At 70.0% G+C, this 19,262-nt stretch carries 21 protein-coding genes and 2 pseudogenes; 15 read left to right on the plus strand and 8 right to left on the minus strand.

What is annotated here, in order from left to right; all coding sequences use genetic code 11:
• Positions 1–13: 13 nt before the first annotated feature.
• The 3 genes from ACFYMP_RS21535 to ACFYMP_RS21545 form a co-directional block, all read right to left on the minus strand.
• Positions 14–973 (minus strand): N-acetylneuraminate synthase family protein, encoded by a 960-nt coding sequence (locus ACFYMP_RS21535; RefSeq protein WP_388859911.1) that lies wholly within the window; start codon positions 971–973, stop codon positions 14–16.
• A 57-nt stretch (positions 974–1,030) separates the two neighbouring features.
• A complete protein-coding gene (locus ACFYMP_RS21540) occupies positions 1,031–2,263 on the minus strand; it encodes a cytidylyltransferase domain-containing protein (protein ID WP_388859914.1) in 1,233 nt (410 codons plus the stop codon).
• Positions 2,264–2,325: 62 nt separating this feature from the next.
• Positions 2,326–3,627, minus strand: coding sequence for a DUF6716 putative glycosyltransferase (locus ACFYMP_RS21545; protein ID WP_388859917.1), 1,302 nt, complete (start codon positions 3,625–3,627; stop codon positions 2,326–2,328).
• 264 nt (positions 3,628–3,891) lie between these two features.
• Between ACFYMP_RS21545 and ACFYMP_RS21550 the strand changes: the two are divergent.
• The 6 genes and pseudogenes from ACFYMP_RS21550 to ACFYMP_RS21575 form a co-directional block, all read left to right on the plus strand.
• Positions 3,892–4,153: pseudogene (locus tag ACFYMP_RS21550) on the plus strand (replication initiator); the annotation flags it as partial.
• Positions 4,153–4,377, plus strand: coding sequence for a helix-turn-helix domain-containing protein (locus ACFYMP_RS21555; RefSeq protein WP_388859920.1), 225 nt, complete (start codon positions 4,153–4,155; stop codon positions 4,375–4,377). The pseudogene ACFYMP_RS21550 and the gene ACFYMP_RS21555, both read left to right, overlap by 1 nt.
• A pseudogene (locus ACFYMP_RS21560) lies at positions 4,377–5,657 on the plus strand (tyrosine-type recombinase/integrase). The gene ACFYMP_RS21555 and the pseudogene ACFYMP_RS21560 overlap by 1 nt, the downstream one beginning before the upstream one ends.
• Before the next feature lie 764 nt (positions 5,658–6,421).
• Positions 6,422–7,462, plus strand: coding sequence for a replication initiator (locus tag ACFYMP_RS21565; protein ID WP_388860157.1), 1,041 nt, complete (start codon positions 6,422–6,424; stop codon positions 7,460–7,462).
• Positions 7,455–7,640, plus strand: coding sequence for a helix-turn-helix domain-containing protein (locus tag ACFYMP_RS21570; RefSeq protein WP_101280494.1), 186 nt, complete (start codon positions 7,455–7,457; stop codon positions 7,638–7,640). The genes ACFYMP_RS21565 and ACFYMP_RS21570 overlap by 8 nt, the downstream gene beginning before the upstream one ends.
• Positions 7,637–8,905: a tyrosine-type recombinase/integrase gene (locus tag ACFYMP_RS21575; protein WP_388859923.1), complete on the plus strand. Its 1,269-nt coding sequence runs from the start codon at positions 7,637–7,639 to the stop codon at positions 8,903–8,905. The genes ACFYMP_RS21570 and ACFYMP_RS21575 overlap by 4 nt, the downstream gene beginning before the upstream one ends.
• Before the next feature lie 111 nt (positions 8,906–9,016).
• Here ACFYMP_RS21575 and ACFYMP_RS21580 read toward each other — a convergent pair whose 3' ends face one another.
• The 4 genes from ACFYMP_RS21580 to ACFYMP_RS21595 all read right to left on the minus strand — a co-directional run bounded on the left by ACFYMP_RS21580 (position 9,017) and on the right by ACFYMP_RS21595 (position 10,974).
• Complete coding sequence (locus ACFYMP_RS21580; RefSeq protein WP_388859926.1) at positions 9,017–9,292, minus strand: hypothetical protein; 276 nt, start codon at positions 9,290–9,292, stop codon at positions 9,017–9,019.
• Entirely contained in the window at positions 9,292–9,651 is a 360-nt protein-coding gene (locus tag ACFYMP_RS21585) for a colicin D domain-containing protein (protein ID WP_388859929.1), read from the minus strand. The genes ACFYMP_RS21580 and ACFYMP_RS21585 overlap by 1 nt, the downstream gene beginning before the upstream one ends.
• A 130-nt stretch (positions 9,652–9,781) precedes the next feature.
• Positions 9,782–10,252, minus strand: a complete 471-nt coding sequence (locus tag ACFYMP_RS21590) for an NUDIX domain-containing protein (RefSeq protein WP_388859932.1) — start codon at positions 10,250–10,252, stop codon at positions 9,782–9,784.
• Positions 10,253–10,254: 2 nt separating this feature from the next.
• Positions 10,255–10,974: an XRE family transcriptional regulator gene (locus ACFYMP_RS21595; RefSeq protein WP_388860160.1), complete on the minus strand. Its 720-nt coding sequence runs from the start codon at positions 10,972–10,974 to the stop codon at positions 10,255–10,257.
• A gap of 281 nt (positions 10,975–11,255) precedes the next feature.
• Between ACFYMP_RS21595 and ACFYMP_RS21600 the strand changes: the two genes are divergently transcribed.
• Together ACFYMP_RS21600 and ACFYMP_RS21605 are read left to right on the plus strand one after the other, a co-directional pair.
• Positions 11,256–11,498 carry a hypothetical protein gene (locus ACFYMP_RS21600; protein WP_388860163.1) on the plus strand — a complete coding sequence of 81 codons (243 nt, stop codon included), beginning with the start codon at positions 11,256–11,258 and terminating at the stop codon, positions 11,496–11,498.
• Positions 11,486–11,731, plus strand: coding sequence for a hypothetical protein (locus ACFYMP_RS21605; RefSeq protein ID WP_388859935.1), 246 nt, complete (start codon positions 11,486–11,488; stop codon positions 11,729–11,731). Before ACFYMP_RS21600 ends, ACFYMP_RS21605 begins: the two co-directional genes overlap by 13 nt.
• A gap of 569 nt (positions 11,732–12,300) precedes the next feature.
• Here the strand turns inward: ACFYMP_RS21605 and ACFYMP_RS21610 are convergent.
• Positions 12,301–13,167: a GntR family transcriptional regulator gene (locus tag ACFYMP_RS21610; protein ID WP_388859938.1), complete on the minus strand. Its 867-nt coding sequence runs from the start codon at positions 13,165–13,167 to the stop codon at positions 12,301–12,303.
• A 178-nt stretch (positions 13,168–13,345) separates the two neighbouring features.
• On the opposite strand from ACFYMP_RS21610, the gene ACFYMP_RS21615 reads away from it, so the two are divergent.
• The 7 genes from ACFYMP_RS21615 (at position 13,346) to ACFYMP_RS21645 (ending at position 19,181) form a co-directional block, all read left to right on the plus strand.
• Positions 13,346–13,699 carry a hypothetical protein gene (locus ACFYMP_RS21615; protein WP_388859941.1) on the plus strand — a complete coding sequence of 118 codons (354 nt, stop codon included), beginning with the start codon at positions 13,346–13,348 and terminating at the stop codon, positions 13,697–13,699.
• Positions 13,696–13,884, plus strand: coding sequence for a hypothetical protein (locus tag ACFYMP_RS21620; protein WP_388859943.1), 189 nt, complete (start codon positions 13,696–13,698; stop codon positions 13,882–13,884). The genes ACFYMP_RS21615 and ACFYMP_RS21620 overlap by 4 nt, the downstream gene beginning before the upstream one ends.
• Before the next feature lies 1 nt (position 13,885).
• Positions 13,886–15,277: a cell division protein FtsK gene (locus ACFYMP_RS21625; protein ID WP_388859945.1), complete on the plus strand. Its 1,392-nt coding sequence runs from the start codon at positions 13,886–13,888 to the stop codon at positions 15,275–15,277.
• Positions 15,278–15,313: 36 nt separating this feature from the next.
• On the plus strand, positions 15,314–16,060 hold the full coding sequence (locus tag ACFYMP_RS21630) for a DUF2637 domain-containing protein (protein WP_388859948.1): 747 nt from the start codon (positions 15,314–15,316) through the stop codon (positions 16,058–16,060).
• 153 nt (positions 16,061–16,213) lie between these two features.
• Positions 16,214–17,644 carry a replication initiator gene (locus ACFYMP_RS21635; protein ID WP_388859951.1) on the plus strand — a complete coding sequence of 477 codons (1,431 nt, stop codon included), beginning with the start codon at positions 16,214–16,216 and terminating at the stop codon, positions 17,642–17,644.
• Entirely contained in the window at positions 17,644–17,868 is a 225-nt protein-coding gene (locus ACFYMP_RS21640) for a helix-turn-helix domain-containing protein (RefSeq protein WP_388859954.1), read from the plus strand. Before ACFYMP_RS21635 ends, ACFYMP_RS21640 begins: the two co-directional genes overlap by 1 nt.
• Positions 17,868–19,181, plus strand: coding sequence for a tyrosine-type recombinase/integrase (locus ACFYMP_RS21645; RefSeq protein WP_388859957.1), 1,314 nt, complete (start codon positions 17,868–17,870; stop codon positions 19,179–19,181). The genes ACFYMP_RS21640 and ACFYMP_RS21645 overlap by 1 nt, the downstream gene beginning before the upstream one ends.
• Positions 19,182–19,262 lie beyond the last annotated feature (81 nt).

A 19,262-nucleotide genomic window follows, 5' to 3' on the forward strand; every position in this document is an offset into this window, starting at 1 on the left:
GGCCGCCGGGCCGTCAGACCGCTGCCGGGGCGGTCTCGCCGGACTCCGCCCCGCGCACGGCGGACTCGGCCTCGGCGACGACGCCGGGCACGCGGCGCAGCTTCTTCATGGGGCCGAGCTCCGACTCGTAGACCTTCTTGACGCCGTCACCGAGGGAGGACTCGATGGTGCGGATGTCGCGCACCAGGCGGGCGAGGCCCTGCGGCTCGACGGAGGCGGCCTGGTCGGAGCCCCACATCGCGCGGTCCAGGGTGATGTGCCGCTCCACGAAGGCCGCGCCGAGGGCGACGGCGGCCAGCGTGGTCTGGAGGCCCGTCTCGTGGCCGGAGTAGCCGATCGGGACGTTCGGGAACTCGGCCCGGAGCGTGTTGATGACGCGCAGGTTCAGCTCCTCGGCCTTCGCCGGGTACGTCGAAGTGGCGTGGCAGAGAAGGATGTTGTCGCTGCCGAGCACCTCGACGGCGTGGCGGATCTGGCGGGGCGTGGACATCCCGGTGGACAGCACGACGGTGCGGCCGGTGGCGCGCAGCGAGCGCAGCAGTTCGTCGTCGGTGAGGGAGGCGGAGGCCACCTTGTGGGCGGGGACGTCGAACTTCTCCAGGAAGGCGACGGCCTCGGTGTCCCACGGGGAGGCGAACCAGGCGATGCCGCGCTCCTTGCAGTGCTCGTCGATCGCGCGGTACTCGTCCTCGCCGAACTCGACGCGGTGGCGGTAGTCGATGTACGTCATGCGGCCCCACGGGGTGTCCCGCTCGATGTCCCACTGGTCGCGGGGGGTGCAGATCTCCGGGGTGCGCTTCTGGAACTTGACGGCGTCGCAGCCGGCGTCGGCGGCCACGTCGATCAGGGCGATCGCGTTGTCGAGTTCGCCGTTGTGGTTGATGCCGATCTCCCCGGTGATGTACACGGGGTGGCCGGGCCCGGCGGGGCGGGTGCCGAAGGCGCGGGTGCGGGCGTCGGGCGTTGCGTTCATGGTGCTTTCCTCAGCTGTGGGTGGGGTGGTGGGGGGTGTGGCCGGGGTCGGCCGGGGTCAGGGCCGGGTCCCGGCCGCGGTGGTGCCGGTGGCGGCCAGGTCCTGGCCCAGGAGCCAGCCGGCGATCTCGCGGACGGCGCCCGACCCGCCGGGGACGGTGGTGACGGCGCGCGCGGCCCCGCGTACGGCCTCGTGGGCGTTGGCGACGGCCACGGGCCAGCCGACGAGGCCGAAGCAGGCCAGGTCGTTGGCGTCGTTCCCGGCGTAGAGCACGCGCTCGGGCGCGACGCCCTGTTCCTCGCACCACTGTTTGAGGGCGAGGTCCTTGCGGTCGATGCCGTGCAGTACGGGGATCTTGAGCTTGCGCGCGCGGGCGGCGACGACCGGGTTCTGTTCGGTGGACAGGATCAGCAGGGCGAGGCCGCTGCGGCGCAGCGCGGCGACGCCGAGCCCGTCCCCGCGGTGCACGGAGACCAGTTCACGGCCCTCGGAGTCGATGTGCACCCGGTCGTCGGTCTGGGTGCCGTCGAAGTCGAGGACGACCGCGTCGACGTCCTCCCGAGTGGGCAGCGCCCCGGGGCGCCCCGCGTCGAAGTGCGCGGCGAGGGCGCGGGCGCGGGCCAGCTCGTGCGGGTCGTCGATCTCCAGGACCCGCGCCGGGTCGGTGCGGACGAGTTCGGTGCGGCCGAAGAAGCGGTGGTGGTGGGCGCGGAAGCCGGCCGTGTCCATGGCGTAGGCGGCGCCGGTCTCCAGGAAGTCCTCGGGGCGGTCCTGGCGGCGCGGCCGGAAGCCGCGGTCGTGGTTGACGCCGTACGCGGTGTCCTCCCCGGCCTCGGCGCTTCCTCCGTCGCGCCACACGAAGCCGTGGAAGGGGGCGACGGTGAGCGCCGAGTCCGCGCCGTCCTCGACGACGGCGGAGGCGACGCCGTCCACGTCGGAGGCGAGCAGGAAGGGGCTCGTGCACTGGACGAGGAGGACGGCGTCCATCCGGGCGCCGTGCAGCGTCTCGTGCCGGTCGAGGGCGTGCAGGACGGCGGCCTCGCTGGTGGCGTGGTCGCCGGAGAGTTCGGCGGGGCGGCGTACGGCCTCGGCGCCGGCCTCGCGGGCGGCGCGGGCGATGGCCTCGTCGTCGGTGGACACCACGACCTCGGTGACGAGGCGGGCGGCCAGGCACTCCCGTACGGCGCGGACCACGAGGGGGACCCCGCCGACCGGCGCGAGGTTCTTCGCGGGCACCCCCTTCGATCCTCCCCGGGCGGGGATCACGGCCAGGACGCGGCGCTGGGTCATGGGTGGGGCTCCTTGGGCGGCGGTTCGTGGGTCGGGGACGGTCCGGCCGGGGCGGCTGCTCGTCACAGCTCCCCCATGCGCCGGATGACGGGCGCGACGCGCTGCACCCCGTGCCGGTAGGCGCCGCGCGCGGCCTGGCGTACGACCTGGCGCAGCGGCCCGGGGGCGCGGTCCCCGTCGGCGGCGCCCGGCAGCGGGCTCCCGTCGGGGGCGAGGCGGTGGCGCGCGAGGATGCCGGGCAGGTAGCCGGGGGCGGTGGCGAGCGTGTAGTACGGCGCGAGCGGCGGCAGTCCGGTCCGCGCCGCCAGCTCCGCGACGCGTGCGCGGGCGGCGTCGAAGGCGCGCTCGTAGGGCTGGTCGGAGGTGACGCCCTGCCGCGCGGTCCACTCGGTGTCGGCGACCGGGAGCCGTCCCTCGTCCAGGGCGTCCCAGGAGGTGAGGCAGCCGGAGCCGAGGAAGGCGTGGTTGCCGAGGGCCTCGCGGATGCCGAGGTCGGTGAGGACGGCGGTGGGCACGCCCCGGTGCAGCGCTTCGAGGGCGGCGGTGGAGCTGACCGTGACGAGGAGGTCGGCGCTGTCCAGGATCTCCCCCATGTGCCCGTACGCGAGGCGGCAGTTGGCCGGCAGGTCGAGGGTGCGGGCGAGCTTCTGGTAGGGGTGCTCCTCGATGTGCGTGGTGTGCTCGCCGGGCCTGGACCGCAGCTTGATCAGCACCTCGCGCCCAGGATGCAGCCGGGCGTGCTCGGCGGCGCGGCGCAGCAGGTACAGCCGGTCGGCGCGGCGCTCGGGCACGGAGGGCTGGACGGCGAAGACGACGGTACGGACCTCGTCGGCGGGCTCGCGGGCGGCGCCGCCGAGGAAGGGCAGCGCGCACTCGACGACACCACGCGCGTCGGCGCCCACCCCCTCGTACACGGCGCGGAACCGCTCGGCGTCCTGCCGCGAGTTGGCGAGGACCACGTCGGCGCCGTGCCGCAGCAGCAGCCCGTCGGCGAGCTTCTCGTAGACCACCCCGACGTACCCGGTGACGACCACGGGCCGCCGTGCCCGCCCCTGCCAGGCGTGGCGCAGCCCGTGCAGCACGGCCTGCACCCCGCCCCCGACGAGGGCGAGCACGAGGACGTCGTACTCCTCCTCCCCCATCGCCCGCAGGAACCCGCCGGCGGTCACCTCGCGCAGGGCGGCGGCGCGGACCCCGACCTCCTCCAGCTGCCGCGCGGTGGGAGTCGCCCGCCCCCGCAACAGGAACCCCTCGGGCCCGGCCGCGTCGGCGATCCGCGCGGCGGTGAGGGCGCCCCACTTCCAGCGCGTGTCCGAGTCCGCGAGGACGGCCACACGCAGGGACTTCAGCTTGCTTTCTGGCACGTCCCAGACGTTAGGAACGTATTCCGAGCAGACACCCAACGTGACGGCAACAGCGGGTTAACAGCGCACCGACGCTGGGGGGCCCGCCATCCACCCCCTTGCCGGCGACACTGGGGGCACGCGCGGCGGCCGGGCGGGGCGCCTTTTTCGGGGGCGATTTCGCCGTCGGCGGCACGGTTCCCGGCCCGGTGGGGCGTGTGAGGCGGGAACCGTGCCAAGGCGCCGGGCGCGGAACGGCGCAAGCCGGTAGGGGGAGCACAGGGTGGATTCCGGGGCCGCCCCTCCATCAAGTCCCGCAGCTACCTCACCACCCTGGGCGCGCTGCGCGACGCCCGCCGCGCCTGGCACAGCGAACAGGCCCGCGCCCACGCCGGCCTGCCCGAACCTGATGCGGACACCACGCTCGTCGTCGGCCACTGGGACTACCTCGGCTCGGGCTACAGCCCTGGCGCCGCACTCCTCGCCGCCCACGTATGGCACCGCAGGGAACTGGAAACGGCAGTTCACGGCCGAAGGGGGCTGCTAATGACCTCGCCCCCGCTTGCCGCCCTCCACACGGAAGCGGTCCCGGTTCTGGATCTCCTCACGGTGCCCCAGGTGATGGCCCGCCTCCAGCTCGGCCGCTCCGCCGTCTACGACCTCCTCCGCACCGGCCAGCTCGCCTCGATCACCCTCGGCGGCGCCCGCCGCATCCCCGCCCACGCCCTCACTGACTTCATCCGCACCCGCCTGGAACAGAAAGCCGCCTGATGGCTGCACCCCGCGACACCCCCGCCTCCCGCCGCAGCCGCGCCAACGGCGACGGAACCGTCTATCGACGCAAGGACGGACGCTGGGAAGCAGCCGGGTACGTCCTGGCTCCTGGCAACACCCGCCGCCGCGTCCGCGTCTACGGCACCACCCGCAAAGATGCGATGACCAAGCTCACCGAGAGGATCGCCGCCAGCAAGCGCGGCCTCCCCGTCGCAGCGGCGGACAGCACCGTGGGCGCCTACCTCACGTACTGGCTGAACGGTGTTGCCGTACACCACCTGCGGGAGAACACCCACACCCGCTACGCCGCCTCCATCCGCCTCCACCTCAGCCCCGGCCTCGGTGCGAAGAAGCTCGCCCGACTCACCACCCGCGACGTCCGCACCTTCCTCGACGGACTCCGCACCACCTGCCAGTGCTGCGCCCAGAACCGGGACGCGACACGGCGGTCCTGCTGTGCCATCGGCCAGTGCTGCGACAAGCGGCTGTCCCCGCTGACCGTGACGTACGTCCACGCGGTCCTCAAGTCCGCCCTGGAACAGGCCGTCCGCGAGGACGAACTGCCGCGCAACGTCGCCCGCAACGTCAAGACCACCACACCGCGCCCCCGTCGCTTCCAGCCCCTCACCGCCGCCGAAGCCCGGCAGTTCCTTCAGTCGGCCGCTGATGATCGTCTGCACGCGCTGTACGAACTCGCCTAGCGCACCGGACTCCGCAAGGGCGAACTCCTCGGCCTCCACTGGGAAGACCTCGATCTCGACGGCGGCACCGCCACCATCCTCCGCTCGATCCAGCGCACCCGCAGCCAGGGCCTGACCGTCCTGAACACCAAGACGCTCGCCGCCGAGCGGCGCATCGCCCTCCCCACCGAGTGCAGCAACTCCCTCAAGATCCACCGGGAACGGCAGCAGGAGGAGCGTCAGGTGGCCGGAACGGGTTGGACGGACAACAGGTTCGTCTTCACCACCGCGAAGGGCAGGCCGCTCGACCCCACCAACCTCAGCCGCCGCTTCCGCCGCCTCCTCCACAAGGCCGGGCTCCGGACGATCCGCTTCCACGACCTCCGGCACTCGACCGCCACCCTGCTCCCGGAACAGGGCGCGGACCTCGTCGTCATCAAGGAACTCCTCGGCCACGCCCACATCGGCGTCACCGCCGGCGTCTACGCCCACGTCCGACTCCGCCTCCAACGCCAAGCCATCGACACCCTGGGCGACGCACTCGGCCTTACCGACAACGACCCCGACGATCCGCCCGCCGCAGCCGTCGTCCGCTGACGTTGCCGTCAGCGTTGCCGTCAAACACCCCAGAAGCCCCGCCGCATCCCGGCGGGGCTTCCCATTCGCGCCCGGAAGTAGATCCGATCAGACTCTATGACATGACTATTCGATCCACCTCTGGGAGCGAAGTCGGGGGTTCATCGCCATACCAGGCGTATTCAAGGCCGGACAACATGCCCGTTTCAGTCCAGAGAATGATTTCGCCAATAAGCTCACCCCCTTCGTCAATAACCGTGCAAGTTACCGGCACAACCCCATCCGAGATAGGAGCAGGAGGCGCGTCATTCGTGACTCGCAAGTCAACACTTGCAGAATTGGATCCCCACAGGGCCACCACTCGAACCCAATCAAGCTGATGGCGGAGCTCTGCCGCTCCAGGGAAGTCCAGTTGCAGAATCTGCTCCGCTACTGCCCGCTCCTTACTGGTCAGCGGGCGCGGTTCAACGGGAACCCGCATCTACTTGCCTCCAGGGAACTTATCGGGGTTGAACGCCGTGCCGATTCTCGGAACTCCGTTTACAACAGCTCCTCGAATAGTCACGTTCTCACTATCAATGACTCGACCCACTTCAAATCGCCCCGCTGCCGGAAGGTCGCTTGCATCTCCCAGACTGTCCACGATACGTCGCATTGCCTGCTCGCGGCCGCCAGAACGAGCGACTAAGAGGTGTCCCGTAACTGCTGGTCGCAGATGAGATGCTCTTGGTGTGGCTGGTGTGATCACGGCGTCAGAGCCGTCTTAAATACGTCCGTTCACCGTCATCGCCGCCGGCCTGCGCGGCGGCAAGAACATCCCCGACAAGGTCGCCACCCACCCCCGCGTCTTCGCCACCTTCACCGCACCCTCGTACGGCCCCGTCCACGGGCGACGCGTCAACGGCTCCGCCCGCTGCCGCTGCGGACGCACCCACACCCAGGGCGACCCGCGCCTCGGTACACCGCTCGACCCCGATCGGTACGACTACACCGGCGCCGTCCTGTGGAACGCCCACGCCCCCGCCCTGTGGGCCCTCTTCATGCTCCACCTGCGCCGCACCATCGCCGCCGCAGCCGGTATCCCCCAGCGCCTGCTCTCCAAGGTCGTCCAGGTCTCGTACGCGAAGGTCGCCGAGTACCAGCAGCGCGGACTGATCCACTTCCACGCCGTCATCCGCCTCGACGGCCCCGCAGGCCCCTACACCCCGCCACCCGCATGGGCCACACCCAGACTCCTCGCCGATGCCATCCGGATCTCGGCCACGCGCGCCCACATCGACGGACCGGAGATCAACGGCCGCGCCCGCTCATTCGTCTTCGGCGAGCAGATCGACATCAGGATCATCCGGTCCACGGCGTTCCAGGGCGGGACCACGATCACCGAGGGCAAGGTCGCCGGATACGTCGCCAAGTACGCCACCAAGGGCACCGAAGCCGCGACCGGCACCCTCGACCACCGGCTGAAGAGGATCACCGACCTCTGGTTCAAGTCCGTACCCGAGCACACCGCCCGGATGATCCGCACCGCCTGGGCCCTCGGCAGCCGAGACGACCTCAAGCACCTGAACCTGCGCAAGTGGGCCCACATGCTCGGCTTCCGCGGCCACTTCTCCACCAAGACCCGCGCCTACTCCATCACCCTCGGCGCCCTCCGGTCCGCCCGCGCCGCCTGGCACCGCCGCCACACCCCTCCGCCCTCACCGACCACCCTCGTCCTCGCCCGCTGGGCCTACGACAGCACCGGCCTCACCCCCGACCTCGAACGCCTCGCCGCACTCATCCACGGCGGCCCGGCGCGCGAGCAAGAGGTGACAACCAGTGCGTGATGACGAACTCCTCACCGTCCCCGAGGCGATGGCCCGCCTCAAGATCGGCCGCTCCGCGCTCTACGACCTCCTGCGCACCCGGCGCCTGGCCTCCCTGACCATCGGCCGCGCCCGCCGCATCCCTGCCCACGCCCTGGACGACTACGTCCAGCGCCACTTGGAAGAGGCCGCCCGATGACCGCCCCCAAGCGCAAGAAGGCCCGCGCCAACGGCGAAGGCACCATCTACCAGCGCAAGGACGGCCGCTGGGAAGCCGCCGGCTACGTCCTCGCCGCCAACGGCACCCGCAAGCGTGTCCGCGTCTACGGCAGCACTCGGAGGGAAGTCGCGGACAAGCTCACCGAGAAGATCGCGAACAGTAACCGCGGGCTGCCCGTCGCCACTGCAGACAGCACCGTCGGCGACTACCTCACGTACTGGCTCGGCAGCGTCGCCGTGCACCGACTCCGCGAGAACACCCACACCCGCTACGCCGCCTGCGTCCGCCTCCACCTCATCCCTGGACTCGGCACCAAGAAGGTCGCCCGCCTCACGGCCAAGGACGTGCGCACCTTCCTCGACCGGCTCCGCACCACCTGCCAGTGCTGCACCCAGGGCCTGGACACCGAACGGAAGCAGTGCTGCGCAATCGGCGAGTGCTGCCAGAAGCAGCTGTCCCCCTTGACCGTGACCTACGTGCATTCAGTGCTCAAGTCGGCACTGAAACACGCCGTCCGCGAAGACGAGCTGCCCCGCAACGTCGCCCGAAACGTCAAGACCACCACGCACCAGCCCAGGCGCTTCCAGCCCCTCACCGCAGCCGAGGCGCGCCAGTTCCTCGACGCCGCCCGCGCCGACCGGCTCCAGGCGCTGTACAAACTCGCACTGCGAACCGGACTCCGCAAAGGCGAACTCCTCGGCCTCCACTGGGAAGACCTCGACCTCGCCACCGGAACGACCAGCATCCACCGCTCGCTCCAACGCACCCGCATCGGCGGCCTCACCTACCTGCCCACAAAGACCCGGGCGTCCGAGCGCCGTATCGCGCTCCCGACCGAATGCCTTCACTCCCTCAAGAAGCATCAGGAGCAGCAGGACACGGAGCGCAAGACGGCAGGGTCAGCCTGGAATGACATTGGCCTCGTCTTCACCACGCCGACTGGCCGGCCTCTCGACCCAGCCAACCTCACCCGCCGCTTCCGCACCTTCCTCGATGGGGCCGGGCTCCGCCGCATCCGCTTCCACGACCTCCGCCACTCGACAGCCACCCTCCTGCTGGAACAGGGCGTCGACCTCGTCGTGATCAAGGAACTCCTTGGTCACGCCCACATCGGCGTAACCGCCGGCGTCTACGCCCACGTACGCCTCCGCCTCCAACGCCAGGCCATCGACGCCTTGGGCAACGCCCTCGGCCCCACCGACGATGACCCCGACGCTCCGCCTGCCGGAGTTGTCGTTCGCTGACGTTGCCGTCAGCGTTGCCGTCAAAGCACGCATGCCCACGACAACAAGAATCTCTGTTGTCGTGGGCATGCGCGGATCGTAATTCTCGACAGAAGCCCTACCGGACCACCTTCACCGAAGCAGCGATCGCATCCTCTCAGCGATTTCTGTAGCTGCCGCTCTAACTTGCTCGTCACTATACGTACCCGCAGGCGCATCCGAATCGCCCGCATAGTGATCGTTGGCTACGTAGAACAATTCGGTGGCGGCCTCATACTGCTCGTGCGACGAAAATGAGCCCGGGTAGTTCTTGTACAGCGGAAGGCAGACCACCGAGAATTCGGCCGCCGAGATCCTTCCCTCTGCCACTGCTGAGGCGAGCACCAAGAACGGTTCTAGCTTGGCCATCACAGCTTCCCTTGTTCCATGAGGTACCGGAACTGGTCCGATGTCGGATCCGATCTCCAGGCACCCAGCATTTGCCCGGATTCAAGATCGACCGATACGTGACGCCCCGTATTGGGGTCAACGTAGTGCCGCGCCGCAGCCCCCCGATAAGTACCTGTGACTTGAACGTTCCCCGGATTCCTGACAAAGCTCTCCAAGGCATTCACGAAAGCCTGCTTGGTCGCCTTGCTCTCCTTTCCGGTGATCCCGAAGTCTTCAGCATGCTTGAAATGGTGAGGAACCTTGTTCGAATCGATCCAAATCGATCCACAGCCAGGGCCACTGTTGTGAACGAGGACCGGCGTCTCACCCGCGAGCACATAGTACGTGTGCTACGCGAAGCCTCTGACCTGCCTTTTCGCAGGTCAAGTGCGGTCTGCTGATCCGGTGAGGTGCGTGGGTGTCCGTGGTTGTGCGGGGTTGTTGCCGTCGCTACTGCCGTCAGATGGTTCAGCCCAGGTACGGCTTCTCGCGCTGTTCCCGGAAGTGTTGGAGCCTGAGTCGTTGGGTGTGGTGCATCGGCAACTGCTCGATCTCTTCAGGCAGTACGAACCGGAGTTCGGTGGACTCGCCGGAGATTGCCAGTTGGCCGCCGGTGATGCGGGCGGTGAAGCAGACGTTGAACTGTCGCCGGACCTCGCCGTCGGTGTAGGAGATGATGTGTTTCGGGTCGGTGTAGGTGCCGACCAGGCCAGTGATCTCGACGTCGAGGCCGGTCTCCTCTTTGACCTCGCGGACGGCTGTGCCTGGCAGGGAGTCGATGAGGTCCATTCCGCCTCCGGGCAGGGCCCATAGGTCGTTGTCGCGGCGGCGCTGGAGGAGGATGCGCCCGTGGTCGTCGGTGACGACGGCGGAGGCAGCGACGACCATGCTGTTCGGCTTGGGCGCGTTGGGGTCGTCGTAGTACTCGGTGCGGGCCACGGTCAGTCTTCCTCTCTTACGGGGGTTGCGGTCGCCCAGACGGCGTCGAAGCTGTCGGCGTAGGTGTCGAACATGCCGCTCTCCTGGTGTCGGCGAAGGTGCCACACGGGGGCGGCGTACGCGTTGACGCCCCAGACGTGTGCGTTGACGAGTTGCTGGTCGTCGGCGCGGTAGAGGGAGTTGTAGAGCGTGGTTTCGTGGGTGCGGACTTCGATGCCGGGGGTGTCGGCGAGCGGCTTGTAGTGCATGAGCGCGAGGCGGCAGCGGGATTCGATGCCGTGTCCGAACCGCTCTTCCTGGCCGCGGGCTTGGACGTTGTCGCTGTCGGGGTCCCCGATCGCGATGCGGACGGTGCAGCCTTCGGCGGCGCGTTCGGTGAGGAGTTCGTTCAGCCGCGGGTAGGCCTCGTGGAGGAAGACTGCCGCGTAGACGAGGATGTCGATCCGTTCCCGGGCCTGGGCCATCAGGTCGGTGAACGCCGAGACGGGGATGTCGGCTCGCTGCCCGTAGAGCGCCACCAACTCAGGGCTGATGGCGCGGGCGGGGCGGGCCTGGCGGAGCGCCGGCCAGAGTGCGTGCACGTCTTCTCCCAGGTCCTTGGCCGCCTGGAGGGCAGTGGCACGACGTGGGATACGCCCGAGGTTCACCCAGCGCTCGACCGACTTGGGGTCGACCTCGACCTGCTGAGCGAGTGCGGCGTACGTCCAGCCTCCCGCCGCCATGACGGCTCGTAGTCTCTCGTTCGGCACGAGTCTCCCCCTTCGTCCCAGGACGGCACTAGGGACGTTCTACACGGTGCGGGACGTCCCGTAATGGGGTTTGGTGGAGGTTCCTTCGTCCTGGTGACCGGCGTGAGGATCGGTGCCGACCCTGCGGCACCAACAGGCCCAGGGCACGCATCAACGCCGCCGAGGAGCGTCACCGTGCGAATGAGCGCCACCCCATGTGTTCCCGCCCTGCGACTGGACGCCCGGTCGCGGGCCGCCTCGCCGGGGCGGTCACGATGACGGGCCCCACCCCTGATGCCGACGGGCACACCGTCTCGCCCGATGCCGGCGCCCTGGTGGTCGACCGGCGGAGCGGCAAGGTGGGCGTGGTGATGGGGCATGTGGGGACGTACGTGCAGCTTCGGCCACCGCGCGGTGGCCGGGAGTGGGACGTGCCGCCCGAGGACGTACGTACGCCGACTCCGACGGAGGAGTTGAGCGCGAAGGTGGCCGTGGCCAACCGGAGGTGGGGACGGTGACCCCGCGCTCGGTCCTGCGCTACGAGACCTGGACGCTCCAGCCCGACCGCGAGCCGGACGCGGAGCCGGTCCATTACGCGATGCAGTGCGTCGTGGACGGAGAGACCTCGCCGACAAGCGAGGACTTTACCGAACCGCAGGACTGGGTGCTGCGGCACTGCGGCCAGAACCCGTCCCACCACACCTACCGGGAGATCATCACCCGCCCCTGGCGGACCTGGCGCCAAACGTGACCCGCCTCGCTCGCCCAGGCGCCGCACTGCGCTGACCCACCCGACTCCCGTCCCTGCCGGGCGCAGCCGATCGAGGCTCCCCCGCACTCGTCAGCCCCGGCAGGGACGGGCCTCACGTACGTGCCGTGCCCATGGCTGTGGGGGTTCTGGCCTCTGCCACAGAAAGTCAGCCACGACGACGGGCTCGCCGACCGACCACTCGCCACGTGTGTCTCGCTCAACCCCGCACCGGCATCAGCCCCGTTATCTCCATCGTCACGGCCCCCAGCCAGGCAGCAAGCATGGGCGTCCGGGACGGCGCGAGCCCGCCGGGCGGCCTCTCAGGTGCCCGGCCAGCCTGCTGCTGAGGGGTCGGACCGGGGCTTCCGATTGGTGGTCCGGCTACGCTCCCGGGCTCTGCGCGCCGAGTGGTCGGCGGCCGTCGCCAGCGGGGCGGCAGACAGGAGCGGGCGGCGGTCGCCGACCGCCGGTGCGCGGCGGCCCGCGTCAGCGGGGCGCCCTTGATCAAGTAAAGAAACTCTGAACAGCTCTCCCTGTCACCGCTTCTGGCCGAGGTGCCAGGCTGACCGTCAGGGGCGCTGCTGCCGGCGCTTCTTCGATTCGGCCAGTGCTGTTTCGAGCTTCTCGCGCGGCGACGCGTCCGAGTCGGCGTCGTCGTCATGGAGCGGTGGTAGGAACAAGCCGCGTCGGCTCGTCTCGCGTTTGACCTTCCGGCGCTCGTTGAAGATCCGCTGGTGTTCCTCACGGATCGTGACCCATAGCTGGTCGAGTTCCGCTTCCCGTGCCAGCAGCTCGTCATCGGTGAGGTCGGCGAAGTCGGCGGCGGCTGCGCGGGCCTCGCGGGCGATCTCCTCCCGTAGCAGGTAGTTCGTGATCGGCCCGTGGTGCTTTCCCGGCTCCGGGGCCTGGCGCACGAAGACACCACGGCCCTTGACCGAGTACACCAGCCCGTCCTGCTTGAGGCTTCGGTAGGCGTTCTGCGCGGTGGAATTGGCTACCTGGAAGCGCTCTTGGATCTCACGGGCGGGCGGAAGCTGGGAGCCCGGAGGGTAGGTGCCTTCCGCGATGTCGCGGCGGAGGAAGTCGGCAACCTGGACGTAGGGCGGGCGGCCGTCGTCGTTGCGGATGAGATCGGCCGGCCAGTCCGGGCCCGGTTCCTCTCCGTCCGCGTCTGGGGCGGCCGGGGTATCGCTTCCGCTGGCCGTCGAGTTCACGAAGCTGCCCCGGCCGAGTTGGGAGTAGACCAGCCCTTCCTGCTTGAGGACCCGCAGGGCGTTCTGGACGGTGGAACTGGAGACCCCGAACCGCTCGCCGAGGACGTTCGCCGAAGGCAGGCGCTCGCCCGATGTGAACTCGCCGGTAAGGATCGCGTCCCGCAGAGCGGCGGCGGCCTGGAGATACGGCGGTCGAGAGTCCTCGTCCAAGGGCAGGGTCATGACCCCACGGTATCGCCTGCCCGGTAGGCCGCTACAGGTAGATCACTGCGCTTCCCGCCTGGCCGCCCATCCACCTCACTGAAGTCACAACTTCATCGGGGTTGCAAGTTATACGATCATCTCCTTATGCTCATGGCGAGTCGATCAAGCGGCTCCACCGAACAAGGGGTGTGATGGCATGGCCATGACTCGTATCCGTGTTGCCCTGCTGCCGTCGGCGGTGTGCATCGCGGGCACCGAGCCGGTTCTGAAGATCAAGGACCAGCAGACCGGGGAGGTCGCTACCGACCGGGAGACCGGTGCGTCGCTGTACACGGTGACCGTGATGCTCATGGAGGACGGCCGGGCCGAGGTCCTGAAGATCACCGTCCCGGAGACGGGTCTTGCGGCAGGGCTCAAGCCGGGGGCAATGGTGCGGCCGGTGGACCTGTTCGCGACCCCGTGGGCGCGGATCTTCAACGGGCAGCTCTCCGACGGCGTCGCCTACCGGGCCGCTCGCCTGGAGCTGGTGTCGGTGGAGGCGGCCCAGTGATCCGCTTCGAAAGCCCTGTGCCGGGGCGGGAGTTGTACCCGCTCCGGCCCCTGCCGGGGACCGAGGGCAAGGCCACCTTCGCCCTCTCGTCCGCCGTGCTAGATCTGCTCGGCCTGGACCCGGAGCAGGCGGCCATCCTCGACCTCGCCCACGTGCTCCGCCTGATACGCGAAGAGGGGGCCTGACATGGAAGCCATCACGGGATACGTGTCGTATGCGCTGCCGCTCGCTTTGGCGCTGGTCGGTGTGTGGCTGCTGGTGACGGTGGTGCGCTACGTCCGTGCGGACAAGGGCACGCGGGTCAGCATGCGGCAGGCCGTGCGGGTCCGCTGGGGCTGGGTACGGCTTGCGCGGATGGCCAAGTTGACGGTCACCGACAAGACCCCGGGCCTGCTGGCGCAGATCACCGCGCAGAAGGACGGTGCCGTCCCCGCGCCACGGGTGCTGACACCGAAGATCAAGGTCAAGCCGGACCAGTTCGGGGTGATCGTGCGGGCGCGGACGCTGCCGCAGGTCGGTTTGGAGGAGTACCAGAAGGCGGCGCGGTTCCTGGCGGACGCATGGCGATGCACACGGGTCTCGGTGCTGCCGGACGGTCCCGGCAGGGTGGTGATCCGGGGCGTGCGCTCCGACCCGCTGACCACGCCGACCGAACACCGGCCCACCGGCCGCCCGCCTACGGACCTGACGCGCTGGGAGCTGGGGGTGGACGAGTACGCCGCCCGGGTGTGCGTGTCCCTGGCCAACGTGCCCGGGGTGACCGTGGCCGGCGTCCCGGGTGCGGGCAAGACCTCGGGGGTCAACAAGTTCGTCTGTGACTTCGCGCCGTCTGCTTCCGTGCAGCTTGTGACTGCGGACGGGAAGGTGTCGCGGGCCTCGGAGGGCGACTACGCCGACCTCGTCAAGCGGATGTTCGCGTTCTGCGGTGACGACCTCGATGAGGCCAACGTGCTGTTCAAGCGCCTGGTGGAGCTGCGCAAGCGGCGCTCGGCGACCATCCGTGACGTGCTGGGCGTGAAGAACATGTGGCACGTCGGCCCTTCTCCGGAGTGGCCGCTCACGGTCCTGATCATTGATGAGGCGCACACGTTCTTCCGCGAGTACAAGGGAAGCGATGCCGAGACGAAGCGGTTGGCCGCGCTGACGGCGGAGAACGCCCGACTGGTGGAGGACTTGGTCAAGAAGGGCCGCAGCGTCGGCGTCCTGGTGATCCTGATCAGCCAGAAGACCACCGGGGATGCCATCCCGACCTTCATCCGCGACGTGTGCCCCATCGGGCTGTCCTTCGCGCAGAAGACCGTGGAAGCCGCGGTGGCCGCGCTGGGTGACGACATCCGCAACTGGCCCGATGCCAGCCCGGTCACCTTGCAGGACCCCGCCTACGTCGGCGTCGCGGTGATGGCGATGCAGGGCCGGCCCGGCTACACCCGCGTCCGCACCCCCTACGTCTCCGACGCCGACGCCGCCCGCGTGGCCGAAGCCACCTCGCACCTGACCGCCGACCCGGACCTGTGCCTGGACGCCCTCCTCGCCTCGACCGGCCGGACCACGGCACCCCTGCCGTCGCTCACCAAGTAGCCCCGAAAAGCCCACGCCGGAAAGGAGGTTGAGGACATGGCGGAGGAACGGTTCACCCGGCGCACCGTGACCGTGGTCATGGCGGTCATCGCGGCCCTGGCCTTCGTCTTCTCCTTCGGCAACGTCTGGGCGCTCGCCCTGCGGCTCGGCGTCCCCCGCCCGATCGCGCCGCTGATCGCTCCCATGGTGGACCTGTCCGTCGTCGGGCTCCTGGTCGCACTGCGGTTCCTGGCCCTGCGCGGCGTGTCCAAGGCGGAGTTGAGGGCCGGTACCCGGCTGCTGCACCTGTGCGGCCTGCTCACCCTCGCGCTGAACACCGCCGAACCGCTGCTGGCCGGACGCTACGGACGGGCCTGCCTGGACACCGTCGCCCCGCTCCTGCTGCTCGGCTGGGGCCACGTCGGCCCGGCCTTCCTCGCCCAGTTCCTCACCCTCACCCACCCCACCCAGAGCCTGAAGGCCACGCCCACCCCCCTCTCCGAACCGGTGCCCGACGAAGCGCCCACACTCGAAGCGACACCCGCCCCGGTCGTCGTCGACTCCCCGGCCGAGGAACCACAACCCGCTCCGACTCCGACCCCGGCCGCTACTCCGCCCATCACTGTCGCCAAGACGACCCGACCCGCCTCCGGCCCGGCCCTGCCTGCCGCCCTGCTGGACGCGGCCCGGCGCATCGCAGACACCCACCGTGCCGAGCACGGAACCCCGATCACCGCCGCCCACCTGGGAACGCGCATGGGCGTTGCCCTTCCGGTGGCCACCGCCGCACTCGCTCAACTCTGAGCCCCGCGCCTACGCGGTCCGCATCACACCTTGCTGAACCCGCCCCCCCGCCCATGGGCTGGTTCGTCATGCCCCGAGCCGCACCAACACGCCCACAGTCACGGCCGGTTGCTGCTCGGGGCCACCCACCCGAACAGAAGGGACACGCCCCGAATGGTCACCCTGGACCTGCGCCACGTGGCAAGCCCCGCCGTACGGGACCTGCTCCACCTCGTCAACCACCCCAACTTCGACCGCGCACAGCAGCAGATCGAACACCTCGGCGGCTGCACCGAACCCGTCCGCCTCACCGGCCGCACCACCACCCTCGACACCACAACCGGCGAAGTCCTGCGCTCCTACACCAACTCCGACGAACCCACCGGGAGCCTGCTCATCACGTGCGGCAACCGCCGCGCCTCCCGCTGCCCGGCCTGCTCCCGCCTCTACGCCGCCGACACCTACCACCTCATCCGCGCCGGCCTCTCCGGCGGCAAGACTGTCCCCGACACCGTCCGTACACACCCCCGCGTCTTCGCCACCCTCACCGCCCCCTCCTTCGGACCCGTCCACAACCGCCCCGACGCCCGGCCCTGCCGCTGCGGAACCCGGCACGAACCCACAGACGCGCTGCTCGGTACGCCGCTCAATCCGGCGACGTATGACTACGTCGGCGCGGTCCTCTTCAACACCCACGCCGGAGCCTTGTGGGCCCGCTTCGCGATCTACCTGCGGCGGGAGCTCGCCACCCGGCTCGGCATAACGCAGAAGGCCGCCCGCGCAGTGTTTCGGGTGTCCTTCGCCAAGGTCGCCGAGTACCAGAAGCGCGGCCTGGTTCACTTCCACGGCGTCATCCGACTCGACGGCCCCGACGGCAACACCCAGCCCCCGCCCTCGTACGCCACGGTCGCTGTGCTCACCGACGCCATCCGCGCCGCCGCACCCCGCGCCCGCATCACGGTCGCCTCGGACGCGATCGGGGAGCGCGAACTCTCCTGGGGCCAGCAGCTCGACGTGCGCGAGATCGCCGCGTTCGGCACCGACAGCGAACTCACCGACCAGGCGGTCGCTGCCTACGTGGCGAAGTACGCCACCAAGTCCGCCGACGCCTCCGGCACCCTCGACCGCGCCCTGTACTGCCGCCCCTGCCAGGGACGCGGCGCCACCCTCCTGCCCCACGGCACCCCACTCCCGTGCACCGCGTGCGACGGCACCGGACAGTCCCGGCCGCTGCCCCGGCTCGCCGTCGCCCGCCACGTCCGGCAAATGATCCGCACCTGCTGGGAACTGGGCCGCCTGCCGGAATTCGCCCACCTCAAGCTCTGGAAGTGGGCGCACATGCTCGGCTTCCGGGGCCACTTCTCCACCAAGTCCCGCTCCTACTCCGTCACGCTCGGCGCACTGCGCGACGCCCGCCGCGCCTGGCGCACCGAACAGGCACGCGCCTACGCCGGCCTCCCCGATTCCGATGCGGACACCACGCTCGTCGTCGGCCGCTGGGGCTACCTCGGCTCCGGCTACAGCCCCGGCGCGAGTCTCCTCGCCGCCGGCGTCTGGCACCGCAGGGAACTGGAACGGCGGTTCACGGCCGAAGGGGGCTGCTGATGGCCTCGCCGCCGCTCACGGTCCTCCGCACGGAAGCGGTCCCGGTGCTGGATCTGCTCACGGTGCCCCAGGTGATGGCCCGCCTCCAGCTCGGCCGCTCCGCCGTCTACGACCTGCTCCGCACCGGCCAGCTCGCCTCGATCACCCTCGGCCGCGCCCGACGCATCCCCACCCACGCCCTCACCGACTTCATCCGCACCCGCCTCGAACAGGAAGCCGCCTGATGACCACGCCCCGCGACGCCCCCGCCTCCCGCCGTGTCCGCGCCAACGGCGACGGGACCGTCTACCAGCGCAAGGACAACCGCTGGGAGGCCGCCGGATACGTCCTCGCCCCCGGCAACACCCGCCGCCGCGTCCGCGTCTACGGCACCACCCGCAAGGAAGCCCTGGCCAAGCTCACCGAGAAGATCGCCGCCAGTAACCGCGGCCTCCCCATCCCGTCCGCGCAGGGAAGCCTGGCCGCGTACCTGACGTACTGGCTCGACGCCGTCGCTGTCCACCAGCTCCGCGAGAACACCCACACCCGCTACGCCGCCGTCGCCCGGCTCTACCTCATCCCCGGCCTCGGACGGAAGAAGCTCGCCAAACTTACCGCCAAGGACGTCCGCACCTGGCTCAACCAGCTCCGCACCACCTGCCAATGCTGCGCGCGCGGCCTCGACGCCGCCCGTGTCGAGCCCCTCTGCTGCGCTACCGGAAAGTGCTGCGCAAAGCGAATCTCACCGCTGACCCTGGCCTACGTGCACTCCGTCCTCAAGTCCGCCCTGGAGCACGCCGTACGCGAGGAGGAAATCCCACGCAACGTCGCCCGCAACGTCCGCACCGGCACACCCCGCCCCCGCCGCTTCGAACCCCTCACTGCCGACGAAGCCCGCGAGTTCCTGGCCGCCGCCAACGGTCACCGGTTGCGGCCGCTGTTCGAACTCGCTCTGCACACCGGACTCCGCAAGGGCGAACTCCTCGGCCTGCGCTGGGAAGACCTCGACCTGGCCGGCGGAACCGCCAGCATCCGACGCACCCTCCAACGCACCAACTCCGGTGGCCTGACCCCCCTCCCGACCAAGACCAAGAGCTCCGAACGACGCATCGCCCTGCCGACGCCGTGTCTGCGCTCCCTCGAACAGCACCGCGACCGACAGCGCAAGGAACGCGAGGCGGCGGGGACGGGCTGGAAGGACAGCGGCTACATCTTCACCCGCCTCGACGGCGCCCCGATCGAAGGGTCCACCCTCACCCGGCACTTCAACACCCTGCTCCGCAAGGCCAGACTCCGCCGCATCCGGTTCCACGACCTCCGCCACTCGGCGGCCACTCTCCTCCTGGAGCAAGGAGTGGAACTCGTCGTTATCAAGGAGCTGTTGGGCCACGCCCACATCGGCGTCACCGCCACCGTCTACGCCCACGTCCGCCTCCGCCTCCGCCTCCAACGCGACGCCATCGACCTCCTCGGCCACGCCCTCCGCAACCCCGCGGAGCTCACCAGCGGGCCCGACGACGGCGACGAACCACCTCTCGTCGGAGCCGCCGTCCGCTGACGTTGCCGTCAACTACTGCCGTCACCCCCCCAGACGCCCCGCCAGATGCCACCTGGCGGGGCGTCACATTTGCTCGCGTGC

The sequence above is a fragment of the Streptomyces sp. NPDC007088 genome (assembly GCF_042869355.1).
In the GTDB taxonomy this organism is placed as follows: domain Bacteria; phylum Actinomycetota; class Actinomycetes; order Streptomycetales; family Streptomycetaceae; genus Streptomyces.